Genomic DNA, 18,609 nt, shown 5'->3' with positions numbered 1-18,609 from the left:
GGAGTTCACGCCGGCGTGCCGGGCGCGGCGAACAGCGTCGGCACGCTGTGCAGAGTTTCAAAGCACGCCGGGCGGGAAAGGTAGTAGCCCTGGGCAGCCAACGCGCCGGAACGCTGCACCAGCCGCCACTCTTGTTCGGTTTCCACGCCCTCGACGATCACCCCGTCGCTGTGCTGGTTCATCATCTTGATCAGGGTGCCGAGCAGCTGGACACCCTCTTCCGACTGTTTGAGCAAGGTAAACAATTCGCGCGCCACCTTGATGTATTGATAACGCCAGGCGCCGACGGCGGAGAAGTTGGCCAGCCCGCTGCCGAAATCGTCCAGCCACAGCCGCTCGCCGCCGACGATCTGCTGCAGCGGGCGGTTTGACGCCGTTTCGGCGTGCTCCACCAGCTCGAAGCGCAGATAAGGCATCTCGGCGATCTGCCGTTGCAACGCGCTATGGCGCTGCAACGCTTGCAGCGCGATGCCGTCGATATTGACCGACACCATCACCGCGTGACGAATGAACAACGCCTGCCAGCGCTGCAACAGCGCCAGCTGTTCCTGGATCACCCGCAAGCGCTGGGCGACGCCGAGCGCGGAAAAATAATGCTCCGGGGATTGCCGCTTGTCCGGCTCATTCGGGTGATACACCGCCGTCAGCAGTTCCACCGCCAGCAGCGCGCCGCTGGTGCGATAAATCGGCTGGAAGGTATACAAGCGCCGGCATTGCCGCCAGTAGCGCCGCGATTTGGCGCAGGCATAGAGGGCAAAACAAGGCGCCAGCAGACCAGAGATCAGATTGGTTATCATCGGTACTATCGCCGTGGCGGGGAAATGAGAGCGCTGCCGCTGTTTCTTTACCCAGCTTATCGGCAACGCAGCGTAAAACTTTAAGCCGAATTGCCGCCCGTTTCGCCTCCGTCCTGCCCGCGTTCGCCGATCGCGATCATAAAAAATTAAAACGCCGTTTTAATTTATTGACTCCCTGACCGCCTTGCGTGGAGACTGACAGCTATTGCTTCTTCTTTAGCCAGGGCTTATTGACGATGACTATCCGAAATCTCGCCGTGATCGGCGAATGCATGATCGAGCTGTCGCAGCAGGGCGCACAGCTGACGCGCGGCTTTGGCGGCGATACCCTCAACACCGCCGTCTACCTCGCCCGCCAAATGCCGGAACAGACGCTACGGGTGCATTATGTCACCGCACTCGGCACCGACAGTTTCAGCGGCGACATGCTGCAGGCCTGGCGGCAGGAGAAGATCGAGACCGGGTTGATTCAGCAATTCGACAACAAGCTGCCGGGCCTGTACCTCATCGAAACCGACGCCGCCGGCGAACGTACTTTCTACTACTGGCGCAATGACGCCGCCGCCCGGTATTGGCTTGCGGGACCGCAGGCCGACGCACTGTGCGAACGGCTGGCGCAGTTCGATTACTTGTACCTCAGCGGCATTAGCCTGGCGATCCTCGCGCCTGCCGATCGCATGAAACTGCTGGCGCTGCTGCGCCGCTGTCGCGCCAACGGCGGCAAGGTGATCTTCGACAACAATTACCGTCCGCGCCTGTGGCAAAGCCGTGAGGAAACGCAGCAGGCCTACCGCGAGGTGCTGGCCTGTACCGACATCGCTTTTCTGACGCTGGATGACGAAGAGTTGCTGTGGGGAGCGCAGCCTATCGAACAGGCGGTAGCTCGCACGCAGGCGCTCGGCGTCGGCGAGATCGTCATCAAACGCGGCGCGCACGCCTGCCTGGTGTTCAGTATGGCAGGGGAGAAACTTGAGGTGCCGGCGATCGCGCTGCCGCCAGAGCGTGTCGTCGACACCACCGCAGCGGGCGATTCTTTCAGCGCCGGTTACCTGGCGGCCCGCCTGAACGGCGGCAGCGCCCAACGGGCGGCGCAGCGCGGCCATCTGCTGGCCGCTACGGTGATCCAGCATCGCGGCGCCATCATTCCCGCCGCAATGATGCCGGAGGCATAAAAAAAGCCGGCATCGCTGCCGGCTCTTTCTCTTTGTGCTTTGCCTTGCGGAAAATCAGCCCGCGACGGCGATGCGTTTCATATCGGTCATGTAGCCGCGCAGTTTACGGCCGACGGTTTCGATAGGGTGGCTGCGCACCGCTTCGTTCACGTCGCGCAGCTGCGCATTGTCCACCGCCGTACCCGCCACGGCTTTGCCCAAATCGCCCGCCTGCAGGGTGGTCATGAAGTCCTTCAGCAGCGGCACCGCCGCGTTGGCGAACAGGTAGTTGCCGTACTCTGCGGTATCGGAGATAACCACGTTCATTTCATACAGACGCTTACGCGCAATGGTGTTGGCGATCAGCGGCAGCTCGTGCAGCGACTCGTAGTAAGCCGACTCTTCGATGATGCCGGCATCGACCATGGTTTCGAACGCCAGCTCAACGCCCGCTTTCACCATCGCCACCATCAGCACGCCGTGATCGAAGTACTCTTGCTCGCTGATCTTGCCTTCAAACTGCGGCGCATTCTCGAATGCGGTTTTGCCGGTCTCTTCGCGCCAGGTCAGCAGTTTCACGTCGTCTTCCGCCCAGTCGGCCATCATGCCGCTGGAGAACGCGCCGGAAATGATGTCGTCCATGTGCTTCTGGAACAGCGGCGCCATGATGGTTTTCAGCTGTTCGGACAGCGCATAGGCACGCAGCTTGGCCGGGTTGGACAGGCGATCCATCATCAGGGTGATGCCGCCCTGCTTCAGCGCTTCGGTGATGGTTTCCCAGCCGAACTGAATCAGTTTCTCGGCGTAAGCCGGATCGGTGCCCTCAGCAACCAGCTTGTCGAAGCACAGCAGCGAACCCGCCTGCAGCATGCCGCACAGAATGGTCTGCTCGCCCATCAAATCGGATTTCACTTCGGCAACGAAGGAAGACTCCAGCACGCCGGCGCGGTGGCCGCCGGTCGCCGCCGCCCAGGCCTTGGCGATCGCCATGCCTTCGCCTTTCGGATCGTTTTCCGGGTGAACCGCAATCAGGGTCGGCACGCCGAAGCCGCGCTTGTACTCTTCACGCACTTCGGTGCCCGGGCATTTCGGCGCGACCATCACCACGGTGATGTCTTTACGCACCTGCTCACCCACTTCAACGATGTTGAAGCCGTGGGAGTAACCCAGCGCCGCGCCGTCTTTCATCAGCGGCTGCACCGCGCGCACTACGGAAGAGTGCTGCTTGTCCGGCGTCAGGTTGACCACCAGATCTGCCTGCGGGATCAGGTCTTCGTAGGTGCCGACCTTGAAGCCATTTTCGGTCGCCTTGCGCCAGGAAGCGCGCTTCTCGTCGATCGCTTCTTTGCGCAGGGCATAGGCGACATCCAGACCGGAATCGCGCATGTTCAGACCCTGGTTCAGCCCCTGGGCGCCACAGCCGACAATCACCACTTTTTTACCTTTCAGGTAGCCGGCTTCGTCAGCAAATTCGTCGCGCGCCATAAAGCGGCATTTACCCAATTGCGCCAACTGCTGACGCAGGTTCAATGTGTTGAAATAGTTAGCCATGGTGGTACTCCGGTTTGATGTTGTCTTGCATTGTTATTTTCATTCCCCGCCCTGTCTGTGCGGAGATTCGTTAAACTCAATGTATAACAGGAAATGCGTTGCTTAAATTGATATATTGAGAACGTGATATTGCAATTTTTGCAACACTCTCACTGCGAGCGTATCGATATGGATTTACGTGATTTAAAGCTGTTCCTGCATCTGGCCGAAAGCCATCACTTCGGGCGCACCGCCAAGGCGATGCACGTCAGCCCGTCGACGCTCTCCCGCCAGATCCAGCGGCTGGAAGAGATCCTCGGGCAGCCGCTGTTCCTGCGCGATAACCGCACCGTGCAGCTCACCGACGCCGGCGAACAGCTGAAAGAATTCGCCCAGCAAACGCTGCTGCAATATCAGCAGCTCAAGCACTCGCTCGGCCAGCACGGCCCTTCGCTGAGCGGCGAACTGCGGCTGTTCTGCTCGGTGACTGCCGCGTACAGCCACCTGCCGCCGATCCTCGATCGCTTCCGCGCACAGCACCCGCTGGTAGAGATCAAGCTGACCACCGGCGACGCCGCCGACGCGGTCGACAAGGTGCAGTCCAACGAGGCCGATCTCGGCATCGCCGGCCGGCCGGAAACGCTGCCCGCCAGCGTGGCGTTCACCAAAATCGGCGAAATTCCGCTGGTGCTGATCGCGCCGGCGCTGCCCTGCGCGGTGCGCAGCCAGGCGTTCGCCGACAAGCCCGACTGGGCCGAGATCCCCTTCATCTTGCCGGAGCACGGCCCTTCGCGAAAACGCATCGAACTGTGGTTCCGCCGTCACCGCATCAGCAATCCGCTGATTTACGCCACCGTCGGCGGCCACGAAGCCATCGTGTCGATGGTGGCCCTGGGCTGCGGCATCGCGCTGATCCCGAGCGTAGTGGTGGACAACAGCCCGGAACCGGTGCGCAACCGCATCTCGCAGTTGGATAACATCTCGATGGTCGAACCGTTCGAGTTGGGGGTCTGCGTCCAGAAAAAACGCCTCAGCGATCCGCTGATCGACGCCTTTTGGCGATTGCTGCATCCCCGCTGACGCGGGGTTTTTACAGGTCGGCCGGATCGACCTGCTTCATCGCCTCCACCTGCATCAGCCAGTGATAGAGCGGCTCAAGCTGCAAAAATGCCCCGGCCAGCAGCGGCGCCAGATCGGCGTTGAACAGCTTTTCCACTTCGCTGTCCGTCACCATCACCGCGAACGATTTGCGGTTGTACCAGGTGGCGATCTCCGCCGCCTGCTCCTTGACCAGCGGACGCTTGTAGCTCTCGCCCACCAGCTCGAACGGCGGCCGGCAACAGGCGGCCACCTCCAGGAAAAGCTGCGGCCGCTGTTTCAGCGTATGGCGGAACAGATCCATGGTCGGCTTGTTGGCGCTGTAGTAACCGAGCCCATAGCGCAGCATGTCCGGCCCCAGTTCGAAAAAGTAGACCGGCGCATCTTTCCAGTCTTTGCTCGGGCGCTTGAACGTGAGCCACATGCGGCTGCGGTAGCGCGACTTGTCGTGAGAAAACCGCGTATCGCGATGAATGCGCGACAGCGTTTTGCCGATCGCCGGGCGGGTCTCGAACTGCGGATCGATCGCCAGCATGCCGGGAGCAAGCTGCTCCACCAGCGCGCGAAACGGCGCCAGCAGCTCGCGATCGTAGATGTCGCGGTTGCCGTCGAACCACGCCTTATCGTTCTCGATCCGCACCTGCTGCAGGAAATTCAGGCCCTGCTGGCTAAAGCCGGAGAAAGGTTGCGTCATAAGTTTTTCCGTTCTGACGGTTTATCGGGTATTGCGCAGATCTTCCCTCTGCCAACGGCGTTTGATAAACACGCGCCGACGCGTGCGGAAATAGGCGACATACAGGTAGAACGCCGCCCGGTTGCTGAACAGCGCCCCGCCAACCGCGCCCCCCAGCAGCAGGGCGCCGGTGGCGATGCCGGTCATGCCCGCCGCCCACGCCGCCGCGGCGCCGAGGCAACACAGACCGAGCATGCCAAGGTAATATTGCAGCAATACCACCCCGCTGTTTTTACCCTGCACCAGTTGGAACAGGATCAGCGTCATCCACACCGCCACGATCGCGCCGCTGCCCATCAACACGGCGGCGGAGGTCTTGCCGCTCCAGGCGGCCGCCACATCCGTGACCAGACCCATCACGCCCGCCAGGCCCAGCATCAGGCACACCATCAGCAGCATGACGTTGCCGACGCCCGGCGGTGACAGCCGCTGGCCCGGCGTCATGAAATGCTGCTCGAGCTGCGCATCCACGCCGGCGAAAAGCGCACGATCGCGCGCCGCGATTTGGCTTTCCATCTCCCGGCCCTGCACGATCAGGCGTTTAATCATCCAGTCCGCCATTACCTCACCATCTGCGGCAATTTCTGCATAATGCCCACAAAATACTGCCCGGTGGTTTTCACATTCACCGGTGCAGACAGGGTGCCGCTGATGCCGCTGCCCACGAACGTCAATGAGTTATTGAGCGCCGAATGCAATTGCTGACGCAACCCGTTTTGGATCGCTTCCGTCGGATAGCGCTTCGGGTATAAACCGTTCTTCACCATCTCTTTCAAGACGTTATTGGAAATCCCCGGGTTTTCCGCCCGAATGATGTTTTCGGTCAGCCGCTTCCTTTCGCTGCGGGGCATGCTTTTCAGCCATTCCGTCGCCTTGCGCGCCGAAATGCGGCGCATGGCGCGATAGGTCATCGTCGCTTCCTTCAGGGCGGCCCCGGCGCTGGCCAGCGAGATCACATCGAGCACGGTACTGGTGGCGATATACCACTGCTCTGAATCGAGCTGAGCCAATTCATCCCCTTTCCCGTCATAAAGCTTGTTGACGCGGTACAGCCCATTGCCGCACTGCAGCGCGCTGGCGGCCATGCCGGCATAGCCCAGATAAGCCACCGCTGAGCTGGTGCCGCCGGTAAACGGCACGGCGACGCTGCCCGACGCCAGTAAAAATACCGATACCAGCAGCGTTCCGCACGACAGCGCGGCCGAGGCCAACTCTTTGCTGACGCTGGGTTTGCTCAGCGCTTCCGACAGCGTATTGGTTGCGGCAACGCGCGAAGTATGAGCCACCGTTTTGCTGATGACCACATGAGTGACCTGCGAAGCGTTCGAATAACCGGTGTGCTGCGTCGGACGAACTAAAAATGAGTTTTGCCCGTCGGAAAAAATAATCCCCACGCCATGAAAGGCGAGGCTGCAGTCCAGAGAGTCCTGCAGGGCTTGCAGATTAATATCGCGATAGAATTCTTGTACGCCGGTATTGCCCAACAGGCGGGCAAACTCGGCGTTGGTCAAATCGTCTTCGGGAGAACCGAACGGCGTAGAAAAAGCAGTTTTCATTGTCGTGCATCCCTATACGTCAGAAGTCTTGGCAGTATAAAAATGCACGACAAAATCACAACCGCGCAACCCATAAACTGACTAATGCGTCACGGTTACTTATCAATCCGACTCACCCCTGCAAAAAGAAGCGGAACGCCGGGTTGTCGGTTTCGTCGTGGCAATCGTAGCCCAGCGCCTGCAGGTGCCGCTCGAATTCCGGCTCGCTTTGCGCCAGTTCGAAGGCCGCCAGCACCCGGCCGAAGTCGGTGCCGTGGCTGCGATAGTGGAACAGCGAGATGTTCCAGTGCGTGCCCAGCGTCTGCAGGAACTTCAGCAGCGCGCCCGGCGACTCCGGAAACTCAAAGCTGTACAGCCGTTCGCGCAGCGGCTTCGACGGACGCCCGCCCACCATGTAGCGCACGTGCAGTTTAGCCATCTCGTCGTCCGACAGATCCACCACCTGATAACCGTCGGCGTTGAGTTCGTCGATGATCTCCCGCCGTTCGGCGTGGCCGCGCGTCAGCCGCACGCCGACGAAAATGCAGGCGTTGTCGGCATCGGCGTAGCGGTAGTTGAATTCGGTCACCGAGCGCCCGCCCAGCAGTTGGCAGAACTTGAGGAAGCTGCCCTGCTGTTCCGGAATGGTCACCGCCAGCAGCGCTTCGCGCTGTTCGCCCAGTTCGCAACGCTCGGAAACATAGCGCAGCCCGTGGAAGTTGAGATTGGCGCCGGACAGCACGTGCGCGAGACGCTCACCCTGAATGTTGTGCTGCTGGACGTACTTTTTCAGCCCCGCCAAAGCCAGCGCGCCGGAAGGTTCGGCAATGGCGCGCACGTCCTCGAACAGATCTTTGACCGCCGCGCAGATGGCGTCGCTGTCCACGGTGATCACGTCGTCCAGATACTCACGGCACAGGCGGAAGGTTTCGTCGCCGATGCGCTTCACCGCCACGCCTTCGGCGAACAGCCCGACGCGCGCCAGATCCACCGGATGGCCGGCATCCAGCGCCGCGCGCAGGCAGGCGGAGTCTTCCGCTTCGACGCCGATCACTTTGATCTGCGGCATCAGCTGTTTGATCAGCACCGCCACCCCGGCGGCCAGGCCGCCGCCGCCGACCGGCACGAAAACCCGATCCAGATGCGCGTCTTGCTGCAGCAGCTCCATCGCCAGCGTGCCCTGCCCGGCGATCACCGTCGGGTGATCGAACGGCGGCACAAAGGTCATGCCCTGCTGTTGGGAAAGCTCGATCGCCTTCGCTTTTGCCTCGTCGAAATTGGCGCCGTGCAGCAACACTTCGCCGCCGAAGCCGCGCACCGCATCCACCTTGATGTCCGCGGTGGACACCGGCATCACGATCAGCGTTTTGATGCCCAGCCGTTTACCGGAGAAGGCGACGCCCTGCGCGTGGTTGCCGGCCGAAGCCGTCACGACGCCGCGCGCCTTCTGCTCTTCGTCCAGCCCGGCGATCATCGCATAGGCCCCGCGCAGCTTGAAGCTGTGCACCGGCTGGCGATCTTCGCGCTTCACCAAAATGGTGTTGCCGAGGCGCGAAGAGATTTTGCTCATGGCCTGCAACGGGGTGACTTGCGCCACCTCGTAAACCGGCGAGCGCAGTACCGCTCGCAGATATTCCGCGCCGCAGGGGGCGCTGGGTAGGGGTTGAGAGACCGCCATGCTGCTTATCCCCCCAGTTTGCTCTTGTCGCGCACCGCGCCTTTGTCGGCGCTGGTGGCCAACGAGGCGTAGGCGCGCAGCGCGAAGGACACCTGACGTTCACGATTTTTCGGCGTCCAGGCCGCGTCGCCGCGCGCCAGTTCCGCCTCATGCCGCGCCGCCAGCTCCTTCTCGCTGACGTCCAGCTGGATGCCGCGATGAGGAATGTCGATTGCGATCATGTCACCGTCCTGCACCAGGGCGATCAGGCCGCCGCTGGCCGCTTCCGGCGAAGCGTGGCCGATGGACAACCCGGAGGTGCCGCCGGAGAAACGCCCGTCGGTGATCAGCGCGCACGCCTTGCCCAGCCCCATCGATTTCAGGTAAGTGGTTGGATAAAGCATTTCCTGCATGCCCGGCCCGCCTTTCGGCCCTTCGTAACGGATAACGACCACGTCGCCCGCCACCACTTTGCCGCCGAGGATCGCTTCTACCGCGTCATCCTGGCTTTCATACACTTTGGCCGGGCCGCGGAAGGTGAGGATTTCTTTATCCACGCCGGCGGTTTTGACGATGCAGCCGTTTTCCGCCAGGTTGCCGTACAGCACCGCCAATCCGCCGTCCTGACTGTAGGCGTGCTCACGGGTGCGGATGCAGCCTTCCTTGCGGTCGGTGTCCAGCGAATCCCAACGGCAGTCCTGAGAGAATGCCTGCGTGGTGCGGATACCGGCCGGCCCGGCGGAGTACATTTTCTTGACGCTTTCGTCGCGGGTCAGCATCACGTCGTAGGCTTCCAGCGTCTGCGGCAGGGTCAGCCCCAGCACGTTGTTCACCTCGCGGTTCAGCAAGCCGGCGCGATCCAGCTCGCCGAGGATACCGATCACGCCACCGGCGCGGTGCACGTCTTCCATGTGATATTTCTGCGTGCTCGGCGCCACCTTGCACAGGTGCGGCACTTTGCGCGACAGGCGATCGATGTCTTCCATGGTGAAGTCCACCTCGCCTTCCTGCGCCGAAGCCAGCAGGTGCAGCACGGTGTTGGTCGAACCGCCCATGGCGATATCCAGCGTCATGGCGTTTTCGAACGCCGCCTTGTTGGCGATATTGCGCGGCAGCGCGCTTTCGTCATCCTGCTCGTAATAACGTTTGGTCAGCTCGACGATGCGCTTGCCGGCGTTGAGGAACAGTTCCTTACGATCGGCGTGGGTGGCCAGCAGCGAACCGTTGCCCGGCTGCGACAGGCCCAGCGCTTCGGTCAGGCAGTTCATCGAGTTGGCGGTGAACATGCCGGAGCAAGAGCCGCAGGTCGGGCAGGCGGAACGCTCGATCTGCTCGCTGTCGGCGTCGCTGACGTTCGGGTTCGCGCCCTGGATCATCGCGTCCACCAGATCCAGCTTGATGATCTGGTTGGAGAGTTTGGTTTTGCCGGCTTCCATCGGGCCGCCGGAAACGAAGATCACCGGAATGTTCAGGCGCAACGCCGCCATCAGCATGCCCGGGGTGATTTTGTCGCAGTTGGAGATGCACACCATCGCGTCGGCGCAGTGGGCGTTCACCATGTATTCGACCGAGTCGGCGATCAGCTCGCGCGACGGCAGGGAATAGAGCATGCCGCCGTGGCCCATGGCGATGCCGTCATCCACCGCGATGGTGTTGAACTCTTTGGCCACGCCGCCTGAAGCTTCGATCTGTTCGGCGACCAGTTTGCCCAGATCACGCAGATGCACGTGGCCCGGCACGAACTGGGTAAAGGAGTTGACCACGGCGATGATCGGCTTGCCGAAATCGGCGTCGGTCATCCCGGTCGCGCGCCACAATGCGCGGGCACCCGCCATATTGCGGCCGTGGGTGGTGGTGGCGGAACGGTACTTAGGCATGCTCTTTTCACTCCAAATGTATTTATGGCAGGCGGCGAACGAACCGCCTGGATATTTCTTATCTTGTCTGTCTTGTCGTCCGCCACGCTGCGCGGCGAGCCTTGTCGTTACGGGTTTACCGGATCCAGCCACCCGTATTTGTCTTCGGTCTTGCCGCTGAACAGGCCGAAGAACGCCTGTTGGATCTGTTTGGTCACCGGGCCGCATTTGCCGATGCCGACCTGAATGCCGTCCACGCTGCGCACCGGCGTGATTTCCGCCGCGGTGCCGGACATGAACACTTCGTCGGCCAGGTACAGCGATTCGCGCGACAGCACCTGCTCGCGCACGTCGAAGCCCATGTCTTTCGCCAGCTTAATGATCGCGTCGCGGGTGATGCCCGGCAGCGCCGACGAGGTGAACGGCGGGGTATAGAGCACGCCGTCTTTCACTTCAAACAGGTTCTCGCCCGCCCCTTCGGAAATGTAGCCGTGCACGTCGAGCGCGATGCCTTCCTGATAGCCGTGGCGGCGCGCTTCGCTGCCCACCAGCAGGGAGGAAAGATAGTTGCCGCCGGCCTTGGCCGCAGTGGGGATCGTGTTTGGTGCGACGCGGTGCCAGGAGGAGACCATCGCATCGATGCCTTGATCCAGCGCTTCTTCACCCAAATAAGCGCCCCAAGGAAACGCCGCGATAATCACGTCCGTTTTATAACCGGCCGGCGGGTTGACGCCCATGCCGACATCGCCGACGAACACCAGCGGACGAATGTACGCGCTGACCAGGTTGTTCTTGCGCAGCGTAGCGCGGCAGGCTTCCATCAGCTCGTCGACGCTTTGCGACACCGGCATGCGGTAGATTTTCGCCGAATCGTGCAGGCGCTGCATATGCTCGCGATGACGGAATACCACCGGCCCCAAGTGCGAGTCATAGCAGCGTACGCCTTCAAACACCGACGTGCCGTAATGCAACGCGTGCGACATCACGTGCACTTTGGCCTCGGCCCAAGGAACCATCTCACCATTGAACCAAATGTAATCGGCTTTCTTTGTCATTGTTATTTATCCTTCTCGGCGCCTCAGGCGCGTATTTGTTGTGATGTTGGCTGCTGGATCTCGACGCAGGAGACGTCCATCAGTTTGCTTAATTGAGATGACAACAGGGCGACCGGACGCGGGCTGGCAACGGTCAATTCGATATTGATGCTGTCGGCGTTGGCCGGGGAAACCATATTCATAGCACAAACCTGAAAGCCGCGATGACGCACGACCCGCAATACGCGCTCTAACATTTCGGGGCGAAAACGCGCCTGGATCGAGAGTTGATGCTGCATCATGATATTTCCTCCAACATGGTTTCGTTGCCGGCGCCCGGCGGCACCAGCGGCCAGACGTTTTCGAGTTCGTCGATAGAGACCTGCAGCAGATAAGGGCCTTCGGTGTTGAACAGCGCCTCGAGCGCGCACTCCACCTGATCCTTGCGGCTGATGCGCTGGCCGGGAATGCCGAAGGCGGCGGCCAGCATCAGGAAGTCGGGGTTATCGGACAGGTTGGTTTCGCTGTAGCGGCCGTCGAAGAACAGCTGCTGCCATTGGCGCACCATTCCGAGGCGCTGGTTGTCCAGCAGCACGATCTTCAGCGGCAGCTGTTTGCGCTTAATGGTGCCCAGTTCTTGCACGTTCATCATGAAGGAGCCATCGCCCGAGACACAGATCACCGTATCTTGCGGACGCGCGATCTGGGCCCCGACCGCCGCCGGCACGCCGAACCCCATGGTGCCGAGGCCACTGGAGGTGATGAAATTCTCCGGGCGCTCGAACGTCATGTGCTGCGCGCTCCACATCTGGTGCTGGCCGACGTCGGTGGTCACCACGCTGTTGGCCGGCTTGCGGGCGGACAGCTGGCGCAAGAACAGCGGCGCGTAAATCGGCTGGCCGGGATGATCGTAGCGGCAGGCGTGATCGGCTTTCAGCGCCGTCACCCGTTGCCGCCAGGCGGCGATGTTCAGCGGGCGCTGCAACGCCGGCAGCAACGCTTTCAGATCGCCCTGCAGGGCCACATGCGCCTGGCGCAGCTTGCTCATCTCCGCCGGGTCGATATCCATGTGGATCACTTTGGCGTGCGGCGCGAAGGCATTCAGCTTGCCGGTCACGCGGTCATCGAAACGCGCGCCGACGGCGATCAGCAGATCGCACTCCTGCACCGCCAGGTTAGCGGCCTTGGTGCCGTGCATGCCCAACATGCCAAGGTACAGCGGATCTTGCGCATCCGGCGCGCCCAGCCCCTTCAGGGTGGCGACGTTCGGCATGCGGGTCACGGCGATGAACTCTCGCAGCGCCGGCACCGCCTGCGCCATGCCCACGCCGCCGCCAACGTACAGCATCGGTTTATGCGCCTGCGCCAGCAGCTCAGCCGCCTCAGCCAACGCCGCCGTCGGTAACGCCGGCGCTTCATCGACCGGCATCAAATGCGGATGCAGGTCGCCTTGCGCCAGCTGGATGTCTTTCGGGATATCGATCAGCACCGGGCCAGGACGGCCGCCGGCGGCGATGGCGAAAGCTTCCGCCATGATGCCCGGCAAGGCATCCAGCGATTCCACCAGGAAGCTGTGCTTGGTGCAGGCCAGAGACAGGCCGAGAACATCGATCTCCTGAAAGGCATCGGTGCCGATCAGCGCGGACCCCACCTGACCGGTGATGGCGACAACGGGAACGGAATCGAGCAGCGCATCCGCCAGCCCGGTGATCAGGTTGGTGGCGCCGGGACCGGAAGTGGCGATACAGACACCGACTTTGCCGGTGGCGCGGGCGTAACCGATGGCGGCCATGGCGGCGCCCTGTTCATGGCGGCACAGCAGGTGTTCCACGCCGCCGTCGTACAGCGCATCGTACACCGGCATGATTGCCCCGCCCGGATAGCCGAATACGGTATCCACACCCTGCGCACGCAACGCTTGAACTACCCACTGAGCGCCATTCATAGTTATTTCCCCGCCTTACTTCGACAATCGCAGGATTTTGTTCTGTTTTTCATGCTCTGCCCCTTGCTCCACTTTTCTCTTGCCAATAAAAAACCCCCGGACCTGACGGTGCGGGGGTTCTCTTGCGATTCCGGCTTGTTTGCTAAGCCTTTCTTCGTCCAAGTGCAGCCCCGCACGGTGGGATAATAATCACCACCACGCTAATCACGACTAGGCTAATCACTTGGGCAAAGGCTTTCATAATGGGTTTGTTCACTGTGCTCATTCAGAACTAATGCTTACAGAGGTACCACAGCCGCGCGCGACATGACAACACTTTTTTTGCGTTATTATTCGGCGCAATCTGGTCATACCTCACGCGAATCGCCCGGATTTCACACGTTGGCGCGCATACCTGGATTTTTCACCGCGCCGGTGATGGCCTTGCCGCGCGTATCCTTGCCGAAGAACACCAACAGAGCGATGGCCACTGCCACCGTCCCGGCAACCATGGCCATCGCCAGGCCGTAATTATGCCCATGATGCTCGGCCAGGGTGGCTTGCAGCGTGGCGTTGACCGAAGCGATCAGGTTGCCCAGCTGATACACGAACCCCGGCAGCACCGCGCGGGTGTTGGCCGGCACCAGCTCGGTCAGGTAGGTCGGCACCACGCCCCAGGCGCCCTGCACCATGAATTGCATCAGGAAAGCGCCGATCCCGAGCATCAGCGAACCGCTGGAAAACGCCCACAGCGGGATCACCGGTAACGCCAACAATGCGGCGATGATAATCGCTTTTTTGCGGCCGATTTTTTCCGATAACGAACCGAAGAAAACGCCGCCGATAATTGACGCGATATTGTAGCTAATGGCGATGATACTGACGGTTTTCGGATCGAAACCGTGCTGAACTTTCAGAAATACCGGATACAGATCCTGCGTGCCGTGAGAGAAGAAATTGAACGCCGCCATCAGCAGCACCAGATAGCAGCACAGCTTCCAGTGGCTCTTCAACACCGGCAGCAAGGCGCTGCTTTCTTTACGTTCACGCGCCGCCAGCCACACCGGCGACTCCTGCACGCAATAATAAATAAACGGCAGCAGCAGGATCGGCGCCGCGCCGATGACGAACATGCCGCGCCAGCCGACCGTTTCGAACAGCAGGCCGTACACCACCGCCGCCAGCAGATAACCGAACGGATAGCCGGCCTGGAAAATGCCCGACATCAAGCCGCGCGAGCGGTCCGGTATGGTTTCCATCGCCAATGATGAAGCCACGCCCCAGATACCGCCCATCGCAACGCCGTACAACACTCGTAACAGCAAGAAGACCGTCAGCGAGGGCGCGGCGGCGGAGAGCAGCTCAAACACCGAGAAGAAGACGATATTCAGCATCAGGATCGGTTTGCGGCCATATTTTTCCGCAGCGCGCCCGAAGATCAGCGCGCCGATCGGCCGCACCGCCAGCGTGAGCAGAATCGCCAACGTGACCTGTTCCAGGCCGACGTGAAAGGATTGTGCGATGTCGCTGAGTAAGAATACCAGTACGAAAAAATCGAAAGCGTCGAGCGTCCAGCTTGAAAAACTGGCGATTGCCGCATTGCGTTGCAGCGGGGTCCAACCAAACATAGTGTTATCCCTACCGTAGAGTACGAAGTCAGGAGATTTAGCGGCTGCCGGGCAGACTGCCGCGGCGGTCGGAGTGTGTTAAAGAAGTGATTTTTCTTTTAATCAATTGTTAAATACACCCATCAAGCCTATGGCTGCAATGCGTACAGGCCGCTAATGTGTTGCAGGCTTCAGCGAATTGTTAATGGGTATTGCCACAGGCTGCGAGGCGGTTCGCACAATCTTTTTCAATTCGATGAAAATCAGTGATTATGCTGCGAGTTTCATGGAAAAAATGCCAAGAACGCCGCGCGGCACCTGGATAAATCGCGCATCATGCCACCCTCAGCAAGGAGAGCGATATGTCACTGGCGGTAATCTATAGCCGCGCCATCATCGGCGTTCAGGCCCCTTCCGTAACGGTAGAGGTGCATATCAGCAATGGCCTGCCCGGCCTGACGCTGGTTGGCCTGCCGGAAACCACGGTAAAAGAGGCGCGCGATCGGGTGCGCAGCGCCCTGATCAACAACGGTTTCACCTTTCCCGCCCGCCGCATCACCGTCAATTTGGCACCGGCCGATCTGCCGAAAGAAGGCGGGCGCTACGATCTGCCGATTGCGCTGGCGATCCTCGCCGCCTCCGAGCAACTGCCCCTCGCCCCGTTGGCACGCTACGAGTTTCTTGGCGAACTGGCGCTGTCCGGCGCGCTGCGCGCGGTCAGAGGCGCCATCCCGGCGGCGCTGGCGGCGGCTGACGCCGGGCGACAATTGGTCCTCTCGACGGACAACGCCGCCGAGGTCGGCCTGATTGCGCAGTCACAATCCCATACAGCCCAACACCTGTTGGAGGTCTGTGCCTTTTTGCTCGGTCAGGGCGAGCTGCCGGTAGCCATCACGCCTCCCGCGGCAGACAACCCGCATGAAAACGCCGATCTGCGCGACATCATCGGCCAAGAGCAGGCCAAGCGGGCATTAGAGATCGCCGCCGCCGGCGGGCATAACCTGCTGCTGATTGGGCCGCCGGGCACCGGTAAAACCATGCTGGCCAGCCGACTGACGGGCTTACTGCCGCCGCTGACGGAACCTGAGGCGCTGGAAAGCCTGGCGGTCGCCAGCTTGCAGCATCCTGTTCTCACCGCTTTGCCATGGCGCCAGAGGCCATTTCGCGCACCGCATCACAGCGCATCGATGGCGGCGTTGGTCGGCGGCGGCTCACTGCCGCGCCCGGGTGAGATATCTATGGCGCATAACGGCGTGCTGTTTCTGGATGAGCTGCCGGAATTCGAGCGTAAGGTGCTGGATGCGCTGCGTGAACCGCTGGAATCCGGCGAGATCGTGATTTCACGTGCCAACGCCAAGGTCTGCTTCCCGGCCAAGGTGCAATTGATCGCGGCGATGAATCCCAGCCCAACCGGGCATTACCAGGGTATGCATAATCGCGCCTCGCCGCAGCAGGTGCTGCGCTACCTGGCCCGGCTGTCAGGGCCTTTTCTCGATCGTTTCGATCTGTCTATCGAAGTGCCGCTGTTACCTCCAGGTACGCTCAGTAAGCGGCAAACTCAGGGAGAAAGCAGCGAGCAGGTGCGGGAAAGAGTGCGACAGGCACGCACCCGGCAGCTCGAACGCGCCGGTAAAATCAACGCGCTGTTAACCAACCGTGAAGTGGAACGGGATTGCGTGTTGCAGGCGGCAGACGCCGAGTTTTTGGAAGCGACATTAAACGCGTTGGGGTTATCGGTCCGCGCCTGGCAGCGCATCTTGAAAGTGGCGCGCACGCTGGCGGATTTGGCGGGGGATGCCGAGATCGGCAGGCGCCACCTCAGCGAAGCGCTGAGCTATCGCAGTATGGACCGTCTGCTGTTACAACTGCATCGTAGTCTGGAATAGAAAATGGGGCCCGAAGGCCCCATCGTCTTTAGTCTTCGCTGTCGCTGTAATCTTCTACTGCGTCAGCCTGCGGCTTACCGCCGGACAGCGTATGGAATTTCTTCGGGCGACGTGTGCGCGCCAGATATTTAGCCCATACTTTTTCCTGCTCGGTAGCCGCTTCGCGCTCACCGCGGCACACTGCGACGAACAGCTGTTCTTCTTCAGTGGCCGGCTGGCGTTTGCCCGAGTCCAGCTCGTTAAACGCGTAGCCGAAGCGCTCTAGCAATTGCGCCTCTTTAATGGTGAAATCGCCGTGACGGGAGAACCCGCGAGGGTAATGTTTATTATCAAAAAAACGATTGGTCGTGGTGAAGCTATCCGCCATCTGACACGCTCCTAATTCTCTTATGGCCGTGCTGTTTATGGCGCGGAGTATTAGATAGGCTTGACAGCGTGTAAAACAAAACATTTAAATCTTAACGACAAATTTTTTTGGAGATAGGTGTGGATACCGAATTACTGAAAACCTTTTTGGAGGTCAGTAGAACGCGTCACTTTGGCAGAGCCGCAGAATCTTTGTACTTAACGCAGTCCGCGGTCAGTTTCCGCATCCGTCAGTTAGAAAACCAGTTGGGCGCAAATTTATTTACCCGTCATCGCAATAACATCCGCCTGACGCCTGCCGGCGAGCGGCTTCTGCCCTATGCCGAAAGCCTGATGAACACCTGGCAGTTGGCGAAGAAAGAGGTCGTGCGTTCACTGCAACATACCGAGCTGTCGATCGGCGCCACTGCCTCGTTGTGGGAGGCTTATTTGACCCCCTGGTTGCAATCTCTCTATCAACAAAGAGAGGCGCTGCAGCTCGAAGCCAGGGTGGCCTTAAGGCACTCTTTGGTAAAGCAACTGCATGAAAGGCAGCTCGATTTACTGATCACCACTGAGCCGCCAAAGATGGACGAACTGGCCAGCCAGCAGCTGGGCAATTTCTCATTACGCCTGTTCTCATCCGCGCGTCGTGACAAGCAATCCCCCATGCCGTACATCAAGCTGGAATGGGGGGCCGACTTCCACCAACAGGAAAACCGCATGTTGGAAGGTGATAACGTGCCGGTACTCACGACCACCTCGGCACACCTGACGCGTCAGTTGCTGGAAACCACAGGCGGATGCGCTTTCCTGCCCAGCCAGTGGGAAAAAGAGTATCCGCAGTTGCTTGCCGCCGCCGAGATCCCGCCGATTGTCCGCCCACTGTATGCCGTCTGGTTGCAAAACAGCGATCAACAGCCTTTGATTCGGCAATTACTTAAAATACCTTTAAATACCGCAGCCTAAAGCGCTATGGCGGCCTTAAAAGCCGCCGCCGTGGTCATGGCTGTCTATCATGCCAAAAACCGCCCATCGGCTTCTGAGAGAAGAAAATGCAAAACGGTAGGAGAATCAGGAGGTCTGCGGGGGTAAAGATCGAAAGATCATAAGGCAACTCGGATCAGATAGACATCAGCATAGAGCAGCCAATGCGCTCTTTTCCAAAGCGGGAATGCTCCAAGGGAAGGGATAGTAGGTAAAAAAAAACCCTTTGCTTTCGCAAAGGGTTCTTAATATGGCAGGGGCGGAGAGACTCGAACTCGCGACACCCGGTTTTGGAGACCGGTGCTCTACCAACTGAGCTACGCCCCTAAATCTCGCTTAACATTATGCCTGCTAAAAAAGCAGGCACAATTAAATAAGTGGCGGAACGGACGGGGCTCGAACCCGCGACCCCCTGCGTGACAGGCAGGTATTCTAACCAACTGAACTACCGCTCCACCGATTCTTTTAC

17 protein-coding genes and 2 tRNA genes are annotated in these 18,609 nt (G+C 60.3%); 4 read left to right on the top strand and 15 right to left on the bottom strand.

What is annotated here, in order from left to right:
• Positions 1-5: 5 nt before the first annotated feature.
• Positions 6-797, bottom strand: coding sequence for a cyclic-guanylate-specific phosphodiesterase (gene pdeH, locus HWW83_RS20785; protein ID WP_047573347.1), 792 nt, complete (start codon positions 795-797; stop codon positions 6-8).
• 236 nt (positions 798-1,033) lie between these two features.
• On the opposite strand from pdeH, the gene kdgK reads away from it, so the two are divergent.
• Positions 1,034-1,969 (top strand): 2-dehydro-3-deoxygluconokinase, encoded by a 936-nt coding sequence (gene kdgK, locus HWW83_RS20780; protein WP_033645373.1) that lies wholly within the window; start codon positions 1,034-1,036, stop codon positions 1,967-1,969.
• Positions 1,970-2,023: 54 nt separating this feature from the next.
• Here kdgK and ilvC read toward each other — a convergent pair whose 3' ends face one another.
• On the bottom strand, positions 2,024-3,499 hold the full coding sequence (gene ilvC / locus HWW83_RS20775; RefSeq protein WP_033636408.1) for a ketol-acid reductoisomerase: 1,476 nt from the start codon (positions 3,497-3,499) through the stop codon (positions 2,024-2,026).
• A 168-nt stretch (positions 3,500-3,667) separates the two neighbouring features.
• Here ilvC and ilvY point away from each other — a divergent pair, with 168 nt between their 5' ends.
• Positions 3,668-4,558, top strand: coding sequence for an HTH-type transcriptional activator IlvY (ilvY, locus tag HWW83_RS20770; protein WP_004929971.1), 891 nt, complete (start codon positions 3,668-3,670; stop codon positions 4,556-4,558).
• Positions 4,559-4,568: 10 nt separating this feature from the next.
• Here ilvY and HWW83_RS20765 read toward each other — a convergent pair whose 3' ends face one another.
• The 10 genes from HWW83_RS20765 to HWW83_RS20720 all read right to left on the bottom strand — a co-directional run bounded on the left by HWW83_RS20765 (position 4,569) and on the right by HWW83_RS20720 (position 14,943).
• The gene (locus HWW83_RS20765) at positions 4,569-5,270 is read right to left on the bottom strand and encodes a DUF2461 domain-containing protein (protein WP_033645375.1); all 702 of its coding nucleotides are present in this window, start codon (positions 5,268-5,270) and stop codon (positions 4,569-4,571) included.
• Positions 5,271-5,291: 21 nt separating this feature from the next.
• Positions 5,292-5,870, bottom strand: coding sequence for an immunity protein Sip4 (ssi4, locus tag HWW83_RS20760; protein WP_099784568.1), 579 nt, complete (start codon positions 5,868-5,870; stop codon positions 5,292-5,294).
• Positions 5,870-6,865, bottom strand: a complete 996-nt coding sequence (gene ssp4, locus HWW83_RS20755; RefSeq protein ID WP_033654501.1) for an Ssp4 family T6SS effector — start codon at positions 6,863-6,865, stop codon at positions 5,870-5,872. The genes ssi4 and ssp4 overlap by 1 nt, the downstream gene beginning before the upstream one ends.
• A gap of 112 nt (positions 6,866-6,977) precedes the next feature.
• Entirely contained in the window at positions 6,978-8,522 is a 1,545-nt protein-coding gene (ilvA, locus tag HWW83_RS20750) for a threonine ammonia-lyase, biosynthetic (protein ID WP_015379394.1), read from the bottom strand.
• Positions 8,523-8,527: 5 nt separating this feature from the next.
• Positions 8,528-10,378: a dihydroxy-acid dehydratase gene (gene ilvD / locus HWW83_RS20745; RefSeq protein ID WP_096242675.1), complete on the bottom strand. Its 1,851-nt coding sequence runs from the start codon at positions 10,376-10,378 to the stop codon at positions 8,528-8,530.
• 107 nt (positions 10,379-10,485) lie between these two features.
• Positions 10,486-11,412, bottom strand: a complete 927-nt coding sequence (locus HWW83_RS20740; protein WP_033645378.1) for a branched-chain amino acid transaminase — start codon at positions 11,410-11,412, stop codon at positions 10,486-10,488.
• A gap of 23 nt (positions 11,413-11,435) precedes the next feature.
• Positions 11,436-11,693: an acetolactate synthase 2 small subunit gene (gene ilvM, locus HWW83_RS20735; protein ID WP_004929955.1), complete on the bottom strand. Its 258-nt coding sequence runs from the start codon at positions 11,691-11,693 to the stop codon at positions 11,436-11,438.
• On the bottom strand, positions 11,690-13,336 hold the full coding sequence (gene ilvG, locus HWW83_RS20730) for an acetolactate synthase 2 catalytic subunit (protein WP_176589525.1): 1,647 nt from the start codon (positions 13,334-13,336) through the stop codon (positions 11,690-11,692). Before ilvG ends, ilvM begins: the two co-directional genes overlap by 4 nt.
• A gap of 142 nt (positions 13,337-13,478) precedes the next feature.
• On the bottom strand, positions 13,479-13,577 hold the full coding sequence (gene ilvL, locus HWW83_RS20725) for an ilv operon leader peptide (RefSeq protein WP_013814970.1): 99 nt from the start codon (positions 13,575-13,577) through the stop codon (positions 13,479-13,481).
• A gap of 133 nt (positions 13,578-13,710) precedes the next feature.
• Positions 13,711-14,943, bottom strand: a complete 1,233-nt coding sequence (locus HWW83_RS20720; RefSeq protein ID WP_033645380.1) for an MFS transporter — start codon at positions 14,941-14,943, stop codon at positions 13,711-13,713.
• Positions 14,944-15,284: 341 nt separating this feature from the next.
• On the opposite strand from HWW83_RS20720, the gene HWW83_RS20715 reads away from it, so the two are divergent.
• Entirely contained in the window at positions 15,285-16,808 is a 1,524-nt protein-coding gene (locus HWW83_RS20715) for a YifB family Mg chelatase-like AAA ATPase (RefSeq protein WP_089195299.1), read from the top strand.
• 28 nt (positions 16,809-16,836) lie between these two features.
• Here HWW83_RS20715 and HWW83_RS20710 read toward each other — a convergent pair whose 3' ends face one another.
• The gene (locus HWW83_RS20710) at positions 16,837-17,175 is read right to left on the bottom strand and encodes a MaoP family protein (RefSeq protein WP_004929946.1); all 339 of its coding nucleotides are present in this window, start codon (positions 17,173-17,175) and stop codon (positions 16,837-16,839) included.
• A 119-nt stretch (positions 17,176-17,294) separates the two neighbouring features.
• Here HWW83_RS20710 and hdfR point away from each other — a divergent pair, with 119 nt between their 5' ends.
• Complete coding sequence (gene hdfR, locus HWW83_RS20705; protein ID WP_033645382.1) at positions 17,295-18,122, top strand: HTH-type transcriptional regulator HdfR; 828 nt, start codon at positions 17,295-17,297, stop codon at positions 18,120-18,122.
• A gap of 269 nt (positions 18,123-18,391) precedes the next feature.
• On the opposite strand, the gene HWW83_RS20700 is transcribed toward hdfR, so the two are convergent.
• A tRNA-Trp gene (locus HWW83_RS20700) sits at positions 18,392-18,467 on the bottom strand.
• A 51-nt stretch (positions 18,468-18,518) separates the two neighbouring features.
• A tRNA-Asp gene (locus HWW83_RS20695) sits at positions 18,519-18,595 on the bottom strand.
• Positions 18,596-18,609 lie beyond the last annotated feature (14 nt).

This window comes from Serratia ureilytica, assembly GCF_013375155.1.
Lineage (GTDB): Bacteria > Pseudomonadota > Gammaproteobacteria > Enterobacterales > Enterobacteriaceae > Serratia > Serratia ureilytica.
The sequence above is the reverse complement of the archived record's forward strand: the minus strand, read 5'-3'. Positions and strand labels throughout refer to the sequence as shown.

Bases quoted from the DNA above. Each gene is read 5' to 3' on its own strand.
- pdeH (WP_047573347.1), bottom strand. From the start codon at position 797: ATGATAACCAATCTGATCTCTGGTCTGCTGGCGCCTTGTTTTGCCCTC.
- kdgK (WP_033645373.1), top strand. From the start codon at position 1,034: ATGACTATCCGAAATCTCGCCGTGATCGGCGAATGCATGATCGAGCTG.
- ilvC (WP_033636408.1), bottom strand. From the start codon at position 3,499: ATGGCTAACTATTTCAACACATTGAACCTGCGTCAGCAGTTGGCGCAA.
- ilvY (WP_004929971.1), top strand. From the start codon at position 3,668: ATGGATTTACGTGATTTAAAGCTGTTCCTGCATCTGGCCGAAAGCCAT.
- HWW83_RS20765 (WP_033645375.1), bottom strand. From the start codon at position 5,270: ATGACGCAACCTTTCTCCGGCTTTAGCCAGCAGGGCCTGAATTTCCTG.
- ssi4 (WP_099784568.1), bottom strand. From the start codon at position 5,870: ATGGCGGACTGGATGATTAAACGCCTGATCGTGCAGGGCCGGGAGATG.
- ssp4 (WP_033654501.1), bottom strand. From the start codon at position 6,865: ATGAAAACTGCTTTTTCTACGCCGTTCGGTTCTCCCGAAGACGATTTG.
- ilvA (WP_015379394.1), bottom strand. From the start codon at position 8,522: ATGGCGGTCTCTCAACCCCTACCCAGCGCCCCCTGCGGCGCGGAATAT.
- ilvD (WP_096242675.1), bottom strand. From the start codon at position 10,378: ATGCCTAAGTACCGTTCCGCCACCACCACCCACGGCCGCAATATGGCG.
- HWW83_RS20740 (WP_033645378.1), bottom strand. From the start codon at position 11,412: ATGACAAAGAAAGCCGATTACATTTGGTTCAATGGTGAGATGGTTCCT.
- ilvM (WP_004929955.1), bottom strand. From the start codon at position 11,693: ATGATGCAGCATCAACTCTCGATCCAGGCGCGTTTTCGCCCCGAAATG.
- ilvG (WP_176589525.1), bottom strand. From the start codon at position 13,336: ATGAATGGCGCTCAGTGGGTAGTTCAAGCGTTGCGTGCGCAGGGTGTG.
- ilvL (WP_013814970.1), bottom strand. From the start codon at position 13,577: ATGAAAGCCTTTGCCCAAGTGATTAGCCTAGTCGTGATTAGCGTGGTG.
- HWW83_RS20720 (WP_033645380.1), bottom strand. From the start codon at position 14,943: ATGTTTGGTTGGACCCCGCTGCAACGCAATGCGGCAATCGCCAGTTTT.
- HWW83_RS20715 (WP_089195299.1), top strand. From the start codon at position 15,285: ATGTCACTGGCGGTAATCTATAGCCGCGCCATCATCGGCGTTCAGGCC.
- HWW83_RS20710 (WP_004929946.1), bottom strand. From the start codon at position 17,175: ATGGCGGATAGCTTCACCACGACCAATCGTTTTTTTGATAATAAACAT.